Here is a 17154-nt window from a genome sequence, read left to right as displayed (position 1 = left end):
GGCGGCGGCGAGTTTTACGGGCGGTGGCTGTTGACCGCCGTGAGCAGTTCGCTGAACATGACCGCGTACGTGTCGCTGAGGTGGGTGGCGAGTTCGTGCGGCAGGATGTCGGTGGTCCAGAGCAGGGTTGCCGTGCCGTCGTCGTCGGTGAGCACCCGCATCTCGGCCTGGTGGTGCTCTGCCCCGGGGAAACCGGGTATCGCGTAAACGGCCCGCTTCCGTTGCGGATCGACGGTCACGTTTCGTTCCCAGAGTTCGGTGCCGTCGATGAGGGTGACGACCCGGTGGTCGTCCTTGCGACGTTCGCTGACGCAGGCGGAGAAGACGTGGACCTCGGCGCGGGTGTAGCGGTCCAGGAAGTCCCACGCCACGTCTGCCGGCACCGTCAGCGTCGCTTCGTGGTGAATGGTGCCCATGCGCTCCCGCCTGTTCTGTCGGTTACGCCGTCACTCTGGCAGTTGCCGTGCAGGACAGGCAAGGATGTCGATGGGTGCAGTTGGTCCACCACTCCCCTCGCCTGCCGGCTCCGGGCATTGTGAGCTGGTCGTCGTGTTCGTCGGGCGGTGGGAGCGGTGGACGGGGGCAAGATCGTGGCACCCGTAGACTCGGGTCATGTCCGAGACCCAGCCGACTCCGCGGTTTCGTCAGCGTGCGGCGAAGATGGGTGAGCTGGTGGCCCGGCAGATCCTGGAGGACATCGTCGAGCAGGGGCTCTCCCCCGGTGCGGCGTTGCCGACCGAGGCGCAGATGTTGCAGGCGTACGGGGTCAGTCGTGGCACGTTGCGGGAGGCGCTGCGGATCCTGGAGCACAACGGTCTGCTGCGGGTGCGGCCGGGTCGTGGTGGTGGGCCGATCGTCGGGGCGGTGGATCCGCACACGTTCGGTCGGACGATGGCGTTGTTCATGCAGATGGGCCGGACCCGCTTCGGTGAGCTGGTCGAGGCGCGCGTGATCATGGAGCCGTTGATGGCGCGGCTGGCTGCGGAGCGTCGTGATGCGGCGCGGTTGCGGGAGTTGGCCGAGTCGATGCGGGAGCACAGCACGTTGGAGGAGCGTGACGAGGCCAGTTATCTGGCGGTCATGCAGCGGTTCCATGGTGTGGTGGCGGGGTTGTCGGGCAACGGGGTGCTGGATCTGTTCGGTCGGGCGTTGAAGGAGATCTACACCGAGCGGGTGGTGGCGGCGGAGCGTCGTCCGGAGCGGTGGGAGGACGTGCGGCGTGAGCATCAGGCGGTGGCTGCGGCGATCGCGGACGGGGACGGGGCGGAGGCGGAGCGGTTGATGCGGGCGCACATGCTGGCCCTGGCCGACCACCTCGAACGTGACTATGCGGGGTTGCACGACGAGGTGGTCGGCTGGTGGTGAGGTGAGGTCGGGTCAGGACAGGGCGCTGGAGAGTACGGGTCGTACCGGTGTCTGGTCCTGGTCGACGCGCCAGGTGGTGTCCTGGTCGCGCCAGTCGGTGCCGATGGTGGTGACCTCGGGCATGACTTCGCGGGCGAACAGGGTGAGGTGGTCGCGTACCTCGTTGCTTGTCATGTCGCCGGCGTGGTTCATCAGGATGAGGTGTCCGGCGCCGGTCTCTTTGTAGAGTCGGTGGATTTGTGCGGTGACCTGGTCGGGGGTGCCGACGAGGAGGATGCCGGCGTCGATGAGGTCTTCGTAGCTCATGCGGCGGACGGCGCCGAGGCGGCCGCGTAGGGCGGCGACGGCGGCGGCGGGTGGGAAGTAGCCGGGTGGGCTGGCGGCGCCGAGGCGGAGTTTGCCGGGCTTGAGGTAGTACATGAGTTTGCGGCCGATCTCGCGGGCCTTGGCTTCGGTGGAGGCGACGTGGCACAGGGCCATGTAGGCGAAGCGGTCGGGGCCGGGTTCGGGTTGGCCGTCGGCGACGGCGGTGCGGCGGTAGAGCCGGAACGAGGTGGCGGTGTCCTCGTAGGTGCCGAGCAGGTTGCACAGGGTGTAGCCGTGTCGGGCGGTCCATTCGACCAGGCGGGTGGAGGTGCCGCTGATCCAGATCGGTGGGTGGGGTTGCTGGTACGGGCGGGGCCAGACGCTGACGTAGCGGTAGTGGTAGTGGCGGCCTTCCCAGGAGAAGACGTCGCCGTGGGTCCACGCCTTCTTGATGAGGTCGTGGGCTTCGATGAACATGTCCAGGTTGTGGACGGGGTTCTGGTTGGAGGGGAAGGTTTCGCCCTGGACGCCGCGGACGAAGCCGCAGTCGATGCGTCCGCCGCTGACCGAGTCGAGGTAGGCGATCTCCTCGGCGACGCGGATGGGGCTTTCCCGGTGCGGTAGTGGGGTGCCCAGGACCAGGACGCGGCCGCGTCGGGTGCGGTGCAGCACGGAGGCGGCGCTGAGGGTGGCGGACACCTGAAGGGTGGAGGCGGACTGGTGGTGTTCGTTGACCATGAGGTCGAAGCCGAGTTCGTCGGCGAGTTCGTACTCGTCGAGGTAGCGCTGGTAGAGCTGGTGGCCGATTGTCGGGTCGTAGTACTGGTTGGGCATGAAGTACTTGAGTCCCCGGTTTGCCTCTTCCGCCTCGGCTGGCACGTCGGGGTAGGGCATTTCGGTGAAGTGGTAGAGCCTCACGGGGTCTCTCCGTTCAGGAAGGACCGGACGATCCGGTGGAACTCGTCGGGACGTTCCAGGTACGGGTAGTGGCCGGCGTCGGGGATTTCGACGTAGTGGGCTGCGGGCAGCAGGTCGGCCAGGGCGGCGCTGTGTCGGGGTGGTACGAGTCGGTTGTGGCTGCCGGCGAGGACCAGGGTGGGCATGGTGGCCAGGTGCAGCCAGCGGCGTAGTCGTGGGTCGTGCAGGAAGGGTTTCCAGGCGTAGCGGGACAGGGCGGCCCGGTCGGTGAATGCCCGTTCGTATTCGCTGTCGGTCAGGCCGGTGGGGAATCCGGGCATCCGCAGGTCGTGGCAGGCGGTGGGGTCGGCCCAGCCGAGTTCGACGATTTCGGTGGGGTCGAGCAGCAGGATGTCGGCGAAGTCGGGTTCGGTGGGTCCGCCGAGTTTGACGCCGTACGGGGAGACGAGCAGCAGTGAGGCGAAGCGGTGGGGTGCGCGTACCGCCATCTCCAGGGCGATCCAGCCGCCGAAGCCGGCGCCGGCCAGGTGTACGGGGGCGGGTGGCAGGTCGGTGAGGGTGTCGGTGAGGTGGTGTTGGGCGAGGTCGGCGACGCTGTCCCAGTCTTCGGCGGTGGTGTCCAGGGTGGTGCCGAAGCCGGGGTGGCGGGGTACGACGACGGTGTGGTCGTCGGCGAGTCGGCTGAGGGCGCCGACGGGTCCGGGGAGCACGTCGGCGTCGTGCAGGAACAGCAGGGTGCTCATGGTGCGCTCCCCTGGTCGAAGAAGGTCAGCAGCAGGTCGGCGACGGCGTCGGGTTGGTCGAGGTTGGGTGCGTGTCGGGCGTCCATGCGGTGGACGTGGATGTGTGGTGCCAGGTTGTCGAAGTGGTGGCCCCAGTCGGGTTCGAGCAGGTCGTCGCGGGTGGCTTCGACGACGAGTACGGGCACGGGGCTGTCGCGCAGTGGGGTGGGCCAGTCGTCGCGGACTTCTGGTTTGGGCAGGTTGGGGTGGCGCAGGCGGGGGGCCAGGCAGGCGGTGACGTGGCCGGGTTTGCGGGTGTTGGCGTAGCGCAGGGCGACGGTGTTTTCGAAGCCGGCGAAGTCGTCGGTCATGAGGGCGACCAGGCGGCGCATGTCGTTTTCGGTGCCGTCGAAGTTGCCGAGTTCGGTGACGCCTTTGCTGGAGCGCCAGGGGCCGCCGGTGCCGCAGATGCTGACGGCGGACAGGGCGGGTAGTTCGGGGGTGGGGGTGGCGAGGGCGCGCAGCAGCAGGGAGCCGCCGAAGGACTGGCCGGCGAAGTGTGCGGCGTCGATGTCGAGGGCGGCGCAGAAGGCGGCGAGGTGGGCGGTGCGGAAGGCGTACGGTGAGCGGTCGAGGTAGACGACCTTGTCGGTGTCGCCGTAGCCGAGCAGGTCGGGTGCGAGGACCCGGTAGTGCTGGGCGAGCAGGGGCATGACGGCGGACCAGCTGCCGATGGCGTCGCCGCCGAAGGCGCCGTCGTGGATGAGTACGACGGTGCCTCGTGGTTGTCCGGGTGGGGTGCTTTCCCAGTAGCGGGTGGTGAATCCGCCGGCGTTGACGGTGTGCGGGCGTGGTGGGGCCATCGTTGCGGTCTCCGGGGGTGGGTTGGGGCTGTCAGCGGGGGTCGGGCTGGAAGCTGCCGTAGCGTCCGCCGAGGTAGAGCAGGGGCGGTGCGTCGGTCTGTGCGCGGGCGTGCAGGACCTCGCCGCACAGGATGAAGTGGTCGCCGCCCTCGTGGACGGTGGTGGTGCGGCATTCGAGGACGGCGGTGGTGCCGGTGGCGAGGGTGGGCACTGTGGTGTGTCCGGCGATCACGGCGGCGGCGAGTTCGTCGAGGTTGCGGCTGCGGGTGGCGAAGGCTTGTGCACAGGTGGCGCGGTCGGCGGCGAGGTAGTTGATGCTGAATCGGCCGGCTTGTTCGGCCAGTGTGGCGAGGCCGGTTTTCTTGTCGATGGCGACCATGGCCATGGGGGGTTCGCCGGACAGTGAGGTGGCGGAGGTGCAGGTGAGGCCGGTGACGCCGGCGGGGCCGCCGGGCACGAGGATGATCGCCACCGGTGCGGGTACCTGCCGGAAGGCGGCCCGGAAGCGGGCGGTTTCGACGAGGCGGTCGGGGCCGGTGTGGGTCATCGGGGTGCTCCGGTCTGGTTGAGCCAGAGGTGGTGTACGTCGGCTCGGTGGGTGAGGTGGTCGGCTGCTGCTTGTCCGCCGATGACGGCTGCGGAGGCGACCCAGTCGGCGGTGGCGCCGGTGGCGGCGTGGACGGTGGCCTGGGTGATGTCGGAGGTGGCGGGGCGTCCGGTGCGGGGGTCGATGAGGTGGTGGGCGTCGGTGCCCCAGCGGCGTTTGGCGGTGCCGCTGGTGGCGACGCCGCCGTCGCGCACGTGCAGGGTTTCGCCGTGGGGTAGTGCGACGGGCCAGCCGTCGCCGTCGGGGCCGGGTCCGCGGCATGCCACGTCTCCCCCGATGCTGGCGGCGCTGTTGGGGCCGAGCCAGGTGACGATGTCGTCGGCCCAGGCGCCTTTGGCGAGGGCGCCGATGTCGAGGCTGTGGCCGGGGGCCAGGCGGGCGGTGTGGCCGCGTAGTTCCAGGATGTCGGCCAGGGGTGGCACGGCCGTGACCGTGTCGGCCACCACGGAGGTCGCGGGGGTGCCGGTGGCCCAGGATCGGCGGTAGCCGGCGGCGAGGAGTTGGGGCAGTACGGCGATGTTGACCAGGCCGGTGCTGGCGGTGGCGACGGTGAGGGCGTGCCGCAGCATGGCGTGCAGTGGGTCGGAGATGGGGTGCCAGTGCCCGGCGGCGGCGTTGAGTGCGCTCAGTTCGCTGTCGGGGCGGAAGCGGGAGAAGCGGCGGTCCAGGGCGTGGAGTCGTCGTTGGACCTCGGTGAACGGGGTGGCCGGCGGTCCGTAGCTGGCCAGGGTCACCTGGCAGGTGAACATCTGGCTGGTGTGCTGATGCAGGGTGGGTCGCTGTCGGGCGGGTGCGAGGCTCATGCCGTCTCCCTTCACCACGTTTAACATGCTAAACATGATGATGTTTTAGCGGCAAGGGTCTGTCCGTACCCGCTTCACCCGCCCGACAGGCCGACTGGCCTGGGCTTCAGTCGCCCGTGACGGCCCGGCCCAGCACCTCCCGGGCGCTGCGGGCGACCGCCGCGTCGATCATCCGACCGTCGGCGGAGACCGCCACAGCGGAGCCGTCGCGTTCCGCGGCGGTCAACCGGTCGACGATGTCGCGGGCCGTGGCGACCTCCTCGGGCGTCGGCGAGAACACCCGGTTGACCACGGGCACCTGGGCGGGATGGATCGCGGTACGACCGCGGTAACCCTGCCGCAGCAGCAGCCGGCTGGTGGCCTCCAGCCGCTCCGGGTCCCGCAGGGCCGTCTCCGTCGGGCCCACCGGCGGGGCGATCCGGGCCACCGCGCAGGCCAGCACGACCCGGGAGCGCAGCGGCCACAGTTCCATCTTGTCCGGGCCGGGTTGCAGGCACAGTTCGGCCGCCAGGTCGGCCTCGCCGAGGCCGAGGCGTACCACCCGGGGGGCGGCGGCCACGGCCTCGGCGCGCAGGACACCTTCTGCCGTCTCCAGCAGGGCGAACACCGCCAGCTGACCGGCCGGCAGGTCGTGCTGCCGTTCGGCTTCGCCGAGCAGCCGGTGCACCTCGGTCACCGATTCGACGTCGGCCTTCGGCACGACCACACCGGTCAGGTGCGGCCCGGCCACCGCGGCGATGTCGGCGGCCGGGGTGTCGGCGTTGATGCGTACCCACCACTGGGGGCCGGCGGCCGGGTCGGTGAGGAACGCGCCGAGCGCGCTGCGGGCGGCGGCCTTGTGGGCCGCCGCGACCGCGTCTTCGAGGTCGAGGATGCAGGCGTCGGCGCCCCGGGTCGCGGCCCGCGCCAACTTGTCCGGCTGGTCCGCCGGCACGTACAGGTAGCTACGGGCGGCGGCCGGCGGTGTTCCCAGGGCGGTCACGGCCGGGTCGGCCGGGCCAGGTAGCGGCCGCGGGGCTGGCCGACCACGTTGCCGGCGCGCAGGATCTGCTCACCGCGCAGGAAGGTGTCGGTGACCTTCGCGGTCAACTCCATGCCCTCGAACGGGGTGTACTCCTGCGTCGACAGCGAGTCCTGCGCCCGCACCGTCCAGGTGTGGTTCGGGTCGACGAGGCAGAAGTCCGCGTCCAGCCCCTCGGCGATGGCGCCCTTGGTGGCCAACCCGAAACGCCGCGCGGGCGCCCACGAGGTCAGCTCGGCGACCCGACCGTAGGACAGGCCCCGCTTGACGCCTTCGCTGATCAAGCCGGGCAGCAGGTACTCGGCGCCACCGAAGCCGGACTTGGCGACGAAGATGTCGTCCTTCGGCTCACCGAACTTGACCTCGGCGCGGCAGCAGGCGTGGTCGCTGACCACCCAGTCGATCGCGCCGTCGAGCATGTGACCCCACAGGGCCTCGACGTCCTCGCGGGGCCGAAGCGGCGGGTTGACCTTGCCGCCGAGGCCGTAGGCGGTGTCGATGTCGGCCAGCAGGTGACCGATGGTCACCTCGCGGCGGAAGTCGACGTGCGGGAACGCCTGCGCCATCCGCAGCGCCGCGTCGACCGCCTTGGCGGAGGTCAGGTGCAGCAGGTTGATGGTGGGCAGGCCGGTCTCGTGGGCCAGGTAGGCGGCGATGGTGACCGCCAGGCCCTCGGAGTGCGGCGGCCGGGAGGCGCTGTAGGCGGCGAGCCCCTTGAGGCTGCCGTCCTCCTCGACCAGCCGGGTGTACGCCCGCATGATCTCCGCGGTCTCGCAGTGCAGCGACAGCGAGATCTCGTCGGCCAACTCCGGGAACTGTTCCCGGGCGGCCTGCACGCCGCGCATGACGAACTCGAAGTGGGCGTAGTCGTACCGGGCGTCCGGCGGGATCATCAGGAAGGAACTCTGGTCGGCCGAGCGGCCGTGCAGCCCGTGACCACCGTAGAACATGAAGATCTTGAACGAGGTGACGCCGTGGTCACGGATCAGCTCGGGGATCTCGTCGATGTGTTCGGTGGTCATCGGGGCCACGTGGAAGGCGAAGTCGACGTAGGACTTCTGGTCGGTGGCGCGGTGCACCTCGGGGAAGAACTCGCGGTACGGTCCACCGCGGTTGAGGTAGTACTGCCCGGTACGGATGTAGTTGAGCGCGGAGGTGACACCGCCCTGCGCGCAGGCGCGGCTCTCGGTGGCGGCGTCCTCGGCCAGCGGGTGGTAGATGCCCCAGTGCTGGTGGGCGTCGACGACACCCGGGAAGGCGAGCTTGCCGCCGGCGTCCACGACGGACTTCGCGCCGGTGGGGTCGAGGTGGGGCGCGAGGGCGGCGATCCGGCCGTCGCGGACACCGATGTCCAGCGCCGCCGGCTCGGCCTGGTCGTGCCGCACCACTCGGACGTTTGTCACTACGAGATCGAAGGGTTCCACGATGTGCTCCTGAGGTTGGCGGGCCGCGAGGCCGGTGTCAGTCGACGTCGGTGCGGAGGTGGGTCAGTGGGCGCAGCAGGTCGCTGACGTCGGTGACGTCGGCGAGGCCGAGCACGGTGGACACCACCTGGTCGGCGGTCTCCGGGGCGATGCGCCCGGCGACGTTGTCCCGGAACTTCATCGCCAGTTCGGCGTCGGACAGCGGTCGTTGCGGGCCGCCGCGGTTGGCCAGGACCTCCTCGCGCCACGTACGGCCGTCGTCGGTGCGTACGGTCACGATGGCCGGGAACTGGTACGGGAAGATCTTGTTGCACTCGTCGTCGGGAACCACGTCGACGCGGGCCATCAGCGCCCGGCGCTGCGGGTCACGGGCCAACTCGTCGGTGAAGTCACCCAGGCCGAGGCCCAGTCCCCCACCGCCGAGCAGCCCGGCGACGATCGCGTACGGCCCGCTGAACTGCGCCTGGTAGCCGGTGTCGGGGGCCCGTTTGGTGGCGATCGGTTCCCCGATGGTGCGGATCACCGCTGCGGGTACCCGCAGTTCGATGTGGGTGATCCGGTCCACCGGCACGCCCCGGGCGCGCAGCGCCAGACCGGCGTCGATGGCGGCGTGGGTGAAGTGGTTGGCCGGGTACGGCTTGAAGAAGATGTCCGGCACCGACCAGCGTTCACCGAGTCCGTCGGTGATCTGCTCGTGGTCGGCTTCCCCGCGCAGGAAGGCGGTGTAGAAACCGAACCGGCCCTCCAGCACGGTGGGTGGCCCGGTGAAGCCGCGGCGGACCAGGTCGGCGGCGGTGACGGCGCTGTGCGCGGCCCAGCCGCAGTGCAGCCGCTTGACCGTGCCGCCGGTGCGGTTGGCCTCGATCAGCCCGGCGGCCATCGAGGCGGTCACCCCGAGCACGTCGGTGAGCTGCTTCTCGTCGAGTCCGAGCAGCATGCCGGCGGCGACGGCACCGCCCATCGCACCGCAGATGGAGGTGGCGTGCTGGCCGTGTTCGAAGAACACCGAGTTGTTCAGGACCGGGTCGAAACCGGCCATGCCCAGCCGTACGGTCGTCTCGATGCCGACCGCGACGGCGTTGGTCAGGGCGGTGCCGTCGGCGCCGGCGGCCTGCGCGGCGGCCAGGGCGGCCGGGACCACCGCGGCGCTGGGGTGCAGCACCGAGGGCAGGTGGGTGTCGTCGTAGTCCAGCGAGTGGGCGAGCACGCCGTTGCCGAACGCGGCCTGCGCGGCGGGTACCGCATCGGGGAGGCCGACGACGTGTGCCTGGCCGCGTCCACCCAGGTCGGCGACGTAGTCCAGGGCGGCGCGGCTGGTGGGCAGCCGGTGCGCGGCCACGCACAGCCCGAGGATGTCCAGGACGCGTTGGCGCACACTGGCGGCGAGCCGGTCGGGCAGAGCGGTGGCGCTGGTGCCGGCGGCGAAGGCGGCGAGGTGCTGGGCGAGGGTCTGCTCAGCCATTGGCGATCACCGCCAGCGGGCGCACCGGCGAGCCGGTGGCGCCGAAGATGGCCAGCGGCGAGAGCACGAACAGGAACTCGTGGACGGCGTCGGCGGCCAGTTCCTCAAGCGCCATCGTCTCGATGATGTAGACCCCGCGTTCGACGAGCAGCACCCGGTGCGCCGGGAGGACGCTGTGCCCGGCACCCGGCCGCAGGCACTCGAAGGCGATGGTGTCGGCGCCGACGGCGTGTGCGCCGGCGTCGGCGAGCCAGGTGGCGCCGGCCGCACCGACGCCCGGCACGCCGCTGGCGTGCCCGACGTAGCGGGTGCGGTCCTCGTGGTCGAACAGGCGTCCCCAGCCGCTGCGGATCAGCACCACGTCACCGGGGCGGACCGGGGTGCCCTGCCGTTGCGCCGCGGCCGACAGGTCCTGCGGGGTGATCTCGTATCCGGGCGGGCAACCGTCGGGCTGACCCAGGGCCGCCGGGACGTCGAGCAACACACCCCGGCGGAGGATCGGGGCGATGGTGTGCGCGCCCAGTTCGGCGAAGCGTCCACCGCGGCCGGCGACGGTGGCGTCGGAGCCGTCGACCAGCCGGCCGTCCTGGGAGACGTGGGCGAAGGCGTCGATGTGGGTGCCGACGTGGGTGCCCATGGTGATGATGTCGTTGGCGGCGGAACCACCGTCGGCGCGCACGTTGTCGCCGTGCCGGCGGGGCAGGGCGTGCCAGAACGGCGGGTGGTTCGGCGACTGCGGCATACCGATGGTCAGCCGGCGGCCCAGGTCGTAGGTCCGCACTCCGGCGCCGACGGCGGCCAGGAGCGCCTGCGTCCCGGTCACCGGGCTGGTTGCGGCAGTGGTGCTCGTTGTGGTCACGACAATCCTTACCTTCTGTGGTGGCGGCCGTCAGGCCACGATCTCCCGGGCGCGCAGCTCGGCGACGGCCTCGGGGGTGCAGCCGAGTTCGTTGACGAGGAGGTCGTCGGTGTCGGCCCCGAGGGGTCGACCGGTGAAGCGGATCCGGCCCGGGTTCTCCGACATGCGCCACATCACGTTGTGCATCAGCACCTCGCCGAGGTCGGCGTCGGGCACCTTGACCACCATCTCGGCGGCCTGGACGTGTTCGTCGGTGACGATGTCGCGGGCGGTGTAGACGGGTGCGACGGCCGCGCCGGCCTCTTCGAAGGCGCGCATGACCTCGTCGCGGGTGCGTTCGGCGATCCAGCCGCCCACGTAGTCGTCGAGCAGGTCGGCGTGCGCGGCGCGTTCACGTCCGGAGGCGAACCACGGTTCGTCGATGACCTCGGGGTGCCCGACGAGCCGCAGTACCCGTTCGGCGATGGTCTGGGCGCTTGTGGACACCGCGACCCAGTCGCCGTCCCTGGTGCGGTAGGTGTTGCGGGGGGCGTTGTTGGTGGACCGGTTGCCGTGCCGGTGGCCGATGACACCGAGCTGGTCGTAGACGGTGGGGCCGGGGCCGACCGCCGTCATGATCGGTTCGAGGAGGCTGAGGTCGACGACCTGGCCCTTGCCGCCGTTGCGGGTGCGGGCCCACAGCGCCACCATGGTGGCCGAGGAGGCGGCGATGCCGCAGATGCTGTCGGCCAGGCCGAACGCCGGCAGGGTGGGTGGGCCGTCGGCCTCGCCGGTCAGGTGGGCGAAGCCGCTCATCGCCTCGGCGAGGGTGCCGAAACCGGGCCGGTGCGCGTAGGGGCCCTTCTGGCCGAAGCCGGAGATGCGCACGACGACCAGGCCGGGGTTGAGCTCCTGGAGCTGTTGCGGGCTGATCCCCCACCGTTCCAGGGTGCCCGGGCGGAAGTTCTCGACCAGCACGTCGGCGGTGGCGGCGAGGCGACGCAGCAGGTCGGCGCCTTCCGGAGTGGACAGCTTCAGGCCGATCGTCCGCTTGTTGCGGGAGATCTCCTTCCACCACAGCGGAACGCCGTTCTTGGCGTGACCGTGGCCGCGCATGCTGTCCCCGGCGACGGGGTGTTCGACCTTGATGACGTCGGCACCGAAGTCGCCGAGGATCTGGCAGCACAGCGGGCCCGCCAGGATCGTCGAGGCGTCGATGACGCGGAGTCCGGTCAGCGGTCCGTCGTGCACTGGGCCTCCCCTATCCATTTCGTTCGCTTCAAGCGAACGGTGTTTCGCTCAGCAGAATAGTCCGCGATCAGGTACGGGGTCAACGCGGCCTCTCACCCCTGGCCCGGTCGACGCCAGGTCGACCGGCCCCGCAGCACCACCGCCGCGAGCAGCGCAGACACGGCGGCCACGAACGCGCCGGTACGTGCCGAGAACGTGTCACCCAGCCAGCCGTGCAGCATCGCCGCACCCGGCCGGATGCCGAGAAAACACATCGACCACAGGGCCATCACCCGGCCGCGTACCGCGTCGGCCAGGCCCTGCTGCATGGTGGCGTTGACGTCGCTGACCGCGAGCAGGTAACCGGCGCCACCGACGGCGATGCCGACGGTGGCGACCACCGGTCCGGGACTGACCGCCAGCACCACCATCCCGGCGCCCAGGGCGAGCACCCCCCACGCACCCGTACGGCCACTGCCCATCGTGCGGCGCAGCTTGCCGACCCAGCCGGCGATCAACGCCGAACCGATGCCGAAGAAGGTGATGAAGATGCCCACCAGTAGCTCACCGCCGCCGAAACCCTCGGCGAACAGCGGCGACAGCGTGTTGATCGGTTCCATGGCCAGCCCGATCAGGGCCACCGCCACCAGGCAACGCAGCAACACCGGACGGCGACGCACATAGGCCAGGCCGTCGAAGACGCCGAGCCCGCCGCTGCGGCGGGCCCCCTCGGCGGGCCGGGGCAGCCGTACGCCGGCCAACGCCACCGCGAACACCAGGAAGCTGGCGGCGTTGACGGCGAACGCGGTACCGGCGCCCGCGACCGCGTAGGTGGCCGCACCGGCGACCGGGCCGATGGCGCGGGACAGGTTGAAGGTCAACGAGTGCAGGGCGATCGCCTGGGCGACGTCGGCGCGGCCGACGATGTTGGGCACCAGCGCCTGCGCGGCCGGACCGGTGACCGCCTGACCCACCCCGGACAGTCCGACGAAGGTGAGCAGCAGCCACGGGTTCAACGCGTCCAGGAACGCCAGCACCGCGAGCACGGCGGCGGCGGTACCGCCCAACGTCTGCCCCACGATGATCAGCAGCCGCCGGTCGGCCCGGTCGGCCACCGCCCCGATCACCGGGGCGAGGACCAACTGCATGGCGAACTGCAGGGCGGTGACCAGACCCACCATGAACGCCGAACGGGTCAGCGCGAAGATGGTCAGGATCGCCGCGACGTTCTGGAACCACGTACCGGTGTTGGACGCCAGCGACCCGAAGAAGTACGGACCGAAGCGGCGGTCCCGCAGCAACGCGAGACCGCCGCGTCCCACCTCGTCGTCGGCTGGCACGTCGGCCGGTGCATCGGCCGGGCGGTCAGCCTGACGCACCAGCGCCTCCCATTCCGTACCCCTGCGGGATACCGCCGGCCAGCGAGGTCCACACCGACTTGGGGCGCAGGTAGAGCCGGGCCGCCTCAGTGCCGTTCTCCCGGCCGTAACCGGACAGGCCGACCCCACCGAACGGCACCAGGTCCGACAACACCCGGTACGTGTTGATCCACACCGTGCCGGCGCGTACCTGCCCGGCGAAACGGTGCGCCCGGGCGATGTCGGCGGTCCAGACACCGGCGGCGAGACCGAACTGGGTGTCGTCGGCCAGCCGCAGCGCCTCGGCGTCGTCGCGGAACGACGACACCGCCAGCACCGGCCCGAAGACCTCCTCGCGCAGCACGCGGGCGCCCTCGTCGAGCCGGTCGAACACGGTCGGCGGCACGTAGAAGCCGTCCCGCAGCCGCTCGTCGTCGGGCAGCGCGGCCTGCGCGACCAGCCGGCCGGCGCCGCGGGTCTCGGCGATGAACGCCGCCGTCTTGTCCCGCTGCGCCGCGGTGATCTGCGGGCCGAGGTCGGTCCGCTCGTCGAACGGGTCACCCACCTGCAACGTGCGCACCCGCGCGGCCACCCGGTCGAGGACCTCGTCGTAGATGGACTCGTGCAACACCAGCCGCGAACCGGCGATGCACATCTGACCGCAGGAGGCGAATACCCCCAGCACCACGGCGTCGACCGCCCGGTCCAGGTCGGCGTCGGGGAAGACGACCTGCGGCGACTTGCCGCCCAACTCCAACGCGATCGGGGTCAGGTTCTCCGCCGCCGCGCGGGCGATCGCCTTTCCGGTGTCGTGGTGCCCGGTGAACACGATCAGGTCGACGCCCGGATGCGACACCAGTGTCGCACCGGTCTCCCGGCCGCCCGGCAGCACCTGCACCAACCCCTGCGGAATGCCCGCCTCGGCCAGCAGCTCACCCAACCGCAGGGCGGTCAACGGCGTCTCCTCGGCCGGCTTGAGCAGACAGGCGTTGCCGAAGGCGAGCGCCGGGGCGATCTTCTTGGCGGCGAAGAAGAACGGCACGTTCCACGGGATGACCCCGGCGACCACACCGTGCGGCTCCGGCACCGTGTACGTGTGGTACTCGGGCCCGACCGGGATGGTCTCCCCGCGTACCTGCTCCGCCCAGCCCGCGTAGTAGCGGAAGCTGCCAGCCGCCCGGCGTACCTCACGCCGGGTGTCGCTGAGGATCTTGCCGGTGTTGCGGGTCTCGGTCTCGGCCAGGTCGTCGACCTGGGCCTCGATGAGGTCGGCGATCGCGTGCAGAACCCGCGCCCGCTCACTGCCGGTACGCCGGGCCCAGGCCGGCTGGGCGGCGCGGGCTGCCCGGACGGCGGCGTCCACGTCGGCCGGCGCGGTCGGTGCGACGCGGGCCAGGACCTGCGCGTCGATGGGCGAGACGACATCAACCATCGGTGTTCCCTTCGTCAGCCGGGGTGCGCGCCCGGCGTCCCGGATCCATCGACCCGGTGAGGTGTTCGGGCACCCAGACGTCCAGCACGGCCGGCACCCGGTCACGCTCGACGGCGGTGCGGGCCCGGTCCAGGGCGGCGGCCAGGTCGGCCGCGGCGACCACCCGTTCGCCGTAGCAGCCCTGGGATCGGGCGTGGGCCGCGAAGTCCGGCGACGGGGTGAGGTGGCCGCCGAGCACCGTGGGTTCGGTGACCGCCAGACCGCCCGGGTAGTGCGCGGCAAGCGTGGTCGTGCCGGTGCGGTAGCCGCCGTTGTTGACCACCACGGTGACCACCGGGGCGTCGCACTGCTGCTGCAACCACAGGCACGAGTCCGGGGAGCCGAACAGGTACGAGCCGTCCCCGGTCACCGCCACCGCGTGCGCGCCGCCGGCGGCGATGCTGGCGCCGGTCGCCGCCGCCACCGACCAGCCGAGGCTGGACCCGCCCTTCTCGAACAGGGTGCCCGGCTTCGTCCGGCTGACCGTGGCGGTGTCGAACACCTCCCAGGTCAGCAGGTCGTCGGGGCGCAGATGCCGGTCCAGCGCCGCGGCGATCAGAGCCGGCGTGGGTACGCCGCTCGCCGCCGCCCCGCCGTCGGTCGCCCGCCGCGCCCTGGCAGCGGGCGGGTGTTGCCGGCGTCGCCGGATGCTGTCGGCGTCACCCGGCCCGGCAGAGCCCACCTCGGCGAGCACCGCGGCCAGGAACGCCGCCGGATCGGCGGTGGTACGGGCGTCGGCACGCAGTTCGTAGAGCGGTACCCGGCTCTCGATCGGGTCGGGTCCCACCCAGCCGATCCACGCGTCGTCGCGCGGCCGTTCCACGGCGGGCATCCACGGCACCGGGTGGTCCAGCACGACGATGACGTCGAACTGGTCCAGCGGATCGGTGGTGTGCCACGGGTTGTCGTCCGGCAGGTTCATCCGGTAGCGGGAGGCGCGCACCTGCACACCGAGGGTGTCGGCCAGGTCGGCCAGCAGCGCGACGGCCTGCGGGTTCACGCCGACCCGGTCGGTGACGACGACCGGCCGCCGGGCGGTGGTCAGTCGGCGGGCCACCTCGCTGACCACGTCGGGGTCGCCGGGGCCGAGCCGCGGAATGCCGAGCCTCTGGGCGCTGGGGGTCGGGCCGTCGGCCGGCACCGGGTGCCGGCCCACCTCCTCGGGCATCGCCAGGTAGACGGGGCCGGGTCGGGGGGCGAGCGCGACCTGCAGGCCGCGCGCCACCACCAGGCCGGCGTCGTCGAGGGCGGACAGCTTGTAGTCCCACTTGACGTACTGCCGGACGATCGAGCCCTGGTCCCAGCGCTGCTGCTTCCAGAACACCGGTGAGGTGCGTGCCTCGGCGCGGGTGGGCGGATAACCCGACATGATCATGATGGGGTGGTCGCCCCACATCGCGTTGTGGATGGCGCCGCCGTGGTGCAGCAGACCGAGGTCGGCGTGGGCCGCGGTCATGGCGGGTCGCCCGGTGACCATGGTTTCGCCCATCGCGGCGGTGAGCGCCACGTGCTCGTGCGGGCAGGTGATGAGTTCCGGGGTCGGCCGGCCGTGGTGGCGGGCCTGCGCGTTGGCTTCCTGGAACGACGTCAGCTCGGAACCGCTGTTGAACCACAGCCGCTGCACGCCGCTGGCCGCCGCCGCTGCCAGCACCGCCGCCGCGGCGCTGGCAGCGGCCGGGCCGCTGGTCACAGGTTCCTCGCGCGATCGAGGTAGTCCTTGTAGATCAGCTTCTCGATCGGTGCCGCGGACTTGACCAGGCCGGCCTTGATCAGGCTCTCCTGGCCGGACAGCCAGGTCTGCTCGTTCATCTGCAGGACCTTGTCCGGGCCGGCGGCCAGCCAGCTCTCCACCAGCAGCGGCAGCTCGGCGCGGGCCTGGGCCGGGTTGGCCTCCGGGTTGTACTTGCGCAGGTCTTCGATGACCTGGTCCCAGTTCTCTTCCTTGCTGGCGTACTCGATGGCCTTGAGCACACCGGCGAGGAACTTCACCGGCATCTCGCTGTCCGACTCGATCATCTTGAGGCTGGTGTTGTACGAGTCCGACGGCATCGGGGCGAAGTCGTCGGTGCTGAAGAAGACGACCTCGCCGATGTCCTTCTGGATGGTGGCGCGGTCGGTGTTGACGCAGATCCAGGCGTCGACCTCGCCCTTGCGGGCCAGCTCGTACGCGGCGGTGCCGACACCGGTGACCGGACGCTTCACCGTCTTCGGGTCGACGCCGGCGTTGATCAGCATGACGTCGAGCAGGTTCTCGGTGGCGCCACCGGTGGAGACGATGCCGCAGGTGCGCCCGGCCAGCTGGGCCGGGTTGCGGATCGCCTTGTCGGGCATGGAGACGACCTCGAACTGCGACTTCTGCCGCAGGCTGGCGATGCTGACCAGCGGGGCCTGCTCGTTGGCCACCGCGATGACCGCGTTGATGCCGTTGGCCCGGGTCAGGTCGGCCGAGCCACCGAGCACCGCCTGGATGGCGGTGGCGGTGCCCTGGCCACCCTTGATCTCCATGTCCAGGCCGTACTCGGCGAAGTAGCCGCGCTCCTTGGCGACCATGGTCTCCACGTAGCTCAGCGTCAGGCTGGACGCGGCCATGTACGTGCCGGAGATGCTGCCGTCGGCGTTGACCTTGTTGTCGTCGCTGCCGCAGCCGCTGAGCAGCAGGGTCATGCCGCCGGCGCTGGGCAGCAGCAGCCCTGCGGTGGCGCCGAGCCGGAGGAACGAGCGCCGCGAGACCGGCGCGCCGATGGAACGGTCATTTTTCACGAGAAG

At 71.1% G+C, this 17154-nt stretch carries 16 protein-coding genes; 1 reads left to right on the top strand and 15 read right to left on the bottom strand.

Annotated elements, in window-relative coordinates; all coding sequences use genetic code 11:
- Positions 1 to 14: 14 nt before the first annotated feature.
- A complete protein-coding gene (locus tag Vgi01_RS11200) occupies positions 15 to 416 on the bottom strand; it encodes an SRPBCC family protein (RefSeq protein ID WP_204290955.1) in 402 nt (133 codons plus the stop codon).
- Between the two features lie 196 nt (positions 417 to 612).
- Here Vgi01_RS11200 and Vgi01_RS11195 point away from each other — a divergent pair, with 196 nt between their 5' ends.
- Positions 613 to 1365 carry a FadR/GntR family transcriptional regulator gene (locus Vgi01_RS11195; RefSeq protein ID WP_204290954.1) on the top strand — a complete coding sequence of 251 codons (753 nt, stop codon included), beginning with the start codon at positions 613 to 615 and terminating at the stop codon, positions 1363 to 1365.
- A 12-nt stretch (positions 1366 to 1377) separates the two neighbouring features.
- Here the strand turns inward: Vgi01_RS11195 and Vgi01_RS11190 are convergent, their stop codons facing one another.
- The 14 genes from Vgi01_RS11190 to Vgi01_RS11125 form a co-directional block, all read right to left on the bottom strand.
- Entirely contained in the window at positions 1378 to 2589 is a 1212-nt protein-coding gene (locus tag Vgi01_RS11190) for an LLM class flavin-dependent oxidoreductase (RefSeq protein WP_204290953.1), read from the bottom strand.
- Entirely contained in the window at positions 2586 to 3332 is a 747-nt protein-coding gene (locus Vgi01_RS11185; RefSeq protein ID WP_204290952.1) for an alpha/beta fold hydrolase, read from the bottom strand. The genes Vgi01_RS11190 and Vgi01_RS11185 overlap by 4 nt, the downstream gene beginning before the upstream one ends.
- Positions 3329 to 4174, bottom strand: a complete 846-nt coding sequence (locus Vgi01_RS11180) for an alpha/beta fold hydrolase (protein WP_204290951.1) — start codon at positions 4172 to 4174, stop codon at positions 3329 to 3331. Before Vgi01_RS11180 ends, Vgi01_RS11185 begins: the two co-directional genes overlap by 4 nt.
- A 31-nt stretch (positions 4175 to 4205) precedes the next feature.
- Entirely contained in the window at positions 4206 to 4721 is a 516-nt protein-coding gene (locus tag Vgi01_RS11175) for a flavin reductase family protein (protein WP_204290950.1), read from the bottom strand.
- The gene (locus Vgi01_RS11170; RefSeq protein ID WP_158244824.1) at positions 4718 to 5584 is read right to left on the bottom strand and encodes an FAD:protein FMN transferase; all 867 of its coding nucleotides are present in this window, start codon (positions 5582 to 5584) and stop codon (positions 4718 to 4720) included. The genes Vgi01_RS11175 and Vgi01_RS11170 overlap by 4 nt, the downstream gene beginning before the upstream one ends.
- Positions 5585 to 5690: 106 nt before the next feature.
- Positions 5691 to 6566, bottom strand: a complete 876-nt coding sequence (locus Vgi01_RS11165; protein ID WP_204290949.1) for an HpcH/HpaI aldolase/citrate lyase family protein — start codon at positions 6564 to 6566, stop codon at positions 5691 to 5693.
- On the bottom strand, positions 6563 to 8029 hold the full coding sequence (locus tag Vgi01_RS11160; protein ID WP_102656075.1) for a dihydroorotase: 1467 nt from the start codon (positions 8027 to 8029) through the stop codon (positions 6563 to 6565). Before Vgi01_RS11160 ends, Vgi01_RS11165 begins: the two co-directional genes overlap by 4 nt.
- 37 nt (positions 8030 to 8066) lie before the next feature.
- Complete coding sequence (locus Vgi01_RS11155) at positions 8067 to 9491, bottom strand: MmgE/PrpD family protein (protein ID WP_204290948.1); 1425 nt, start codon at positions 9489 to 9491, stop codon at positions 8067 to 8069.
- Positions 9484 to 10350 carry a cyclase family protein gene (locus Vgi01_RS11150; RefSeq protein WP_199180045.1) on the bottom strand — a complete coding sequence of 289 codons (867 nt, stop codon included), beginning with the start codon at positions 10348 to 10350 and terminating at the stop codon, positions 9484 to 9486. The genes Vgi01_RS11155 and Vgi01_RS11150 overlap by 8 nt, the downstream gene beginning before the upstream one ends.
- 30 nt (positions 10351 to 10380) lie before the next feature.
- The gene (locus Vgi01_RS11145; protein WP_102656077.1) at positions 10381 to 11580 is read right to left on the bottom strand and encodes a CaiB/BaiF CoA transferase family protein; all 1200 of its coding nucleotides are present in this window, start codon (positions 11578 to 11580) and stop codon (positions 10381 to 10383) included.
- A gap of 92 nt (positions 11581 to 11672) precedes the next feature.
- Complete coding sequence (locus tag Vgi01_RS11140; protein WP_158244825.1) at positions 11673 to 12938, bottom strand: MFS transporter; 1266 nt, start codon at positions 12936 to 12938, stop codon at positions 11673 to 11675.
- Positions 12925 to 14349, bottom strand: a complete 1425-nt coding sequence (locus tag Vgi01_RS11135) for an aldehyde dehydrogenase family protein (RefSeq protein WP_102656079.1) — start codon at positions 14347 to 14349, stop codon at positions 12925 to 12927. The genes Vgi01_RS11140 and Vgi01_RS11135 overlap by 14 nt, the downstream gene beginning before the upstream one ends.
- Positions 14342 to 16078, bottom strand: a complete 1737-nt coding sequence (locus Vgi01_RS11130) for a thiamine pyrophosphate-dependent enzyme (RefSeq protein WP_204290947.1) — start codon at positions 16076 to 16078, stop codon at positions 14342 to 14344. Before Vgi01_RS11130 ends, Vgi01_RS11135 begins: the two co-directional genes overlap by 8 nt.
- On the bottom strand, positions 16075 to 17148 hold the full coding sequence (locus Vgi01_RS11125) for an ABC transporter substrate-binding protein (protein WP_102656081.1): 1074 nt from the start codon (positions 17146 to 17148) through the stop codon (positions 16075 to 16077). The genes Vgi01_RS11130 and Vgi01_RS11125 overlap by 4 nt, the downstream gene beginning before the upstream one ends.
- Positions 17149 to 17154 lie beyond the last annotated feature (6 nt).

This window comes from Micromonospora gifhornensis (assembly GCF_016863515.1).
GTDB classification, from domain to species: Bacteria; Actinomycetota; Actinomycetes; order Mycobacteriales; family Micromonosporaceae; genus Micromonospora; species Micromonospora gifhornensis.
The sequence above is the reverse complement of the archived record's forward strand: the minus strand, read 5'-3'. Positions and strand labels throughout refer to the sequence as shown.

Bases quoted from the DNA above. Each gene is read 5' to 3' on its own strand.
- Vgi01_RS11200 (WP_204290955.1), bottom strand. From the start codon at position 416: ATGGGCACCATTCACCACGAAGCGACGCTGACGGTGCCGGCAGACGTG.
- Vgi01_RS11195 (WP_204290954.1), top strand. From the start codon at position 613: ATGTCCGAGACCCAGCCGACTCCGCGGTTTCGTCAGCGTGCGGCGAAG.
- Vgi01_RS11185 (WP_204290952.1), bottom strand. From the start codon at position 3,332: ATGAGCACCCTGCTGTTCCTGCACGACGCCGACGTGCTCCCCGGACCC.
- Vgi01_RS11180 (WP_204290951.1), bottom strand. From the start codon at position 4,174: ATGGCCCCACCACGCCCGCACACCGTCAACGCCGGCGGATTCACCACC.
- Vgi01_RS11175 (WP_204290950.1), bottom strand. From the start codon at position 4,721: ATGACCCACACCGGCCCCGACCGCCTCGTCGAAACCGCCCGCTTCCGG.
- Vgi01_RS11170 (WP_158244824.1), bottom strand. From the start codon at position 5,584: ATGAGCCTCGCACCCGCCCGACAGCGACCCACCCTGCATCAGCACACC.
- Vgi01_RS11155 (WP_204290948.1), bottom strand. From the start codon at position 9,491: ATGGCTGAGCAGACCCTCGCCCAGCACCTCGCCGCCTTCGCCGCCGGC.
- Vgi01_RS11135 (WP_102656079.1), bottom strand. From the start codon at position 14,349: ATGGTTGATGTCGTCTCGCCCATCGACGCGCAGGTCCTGGCCCGCGTC.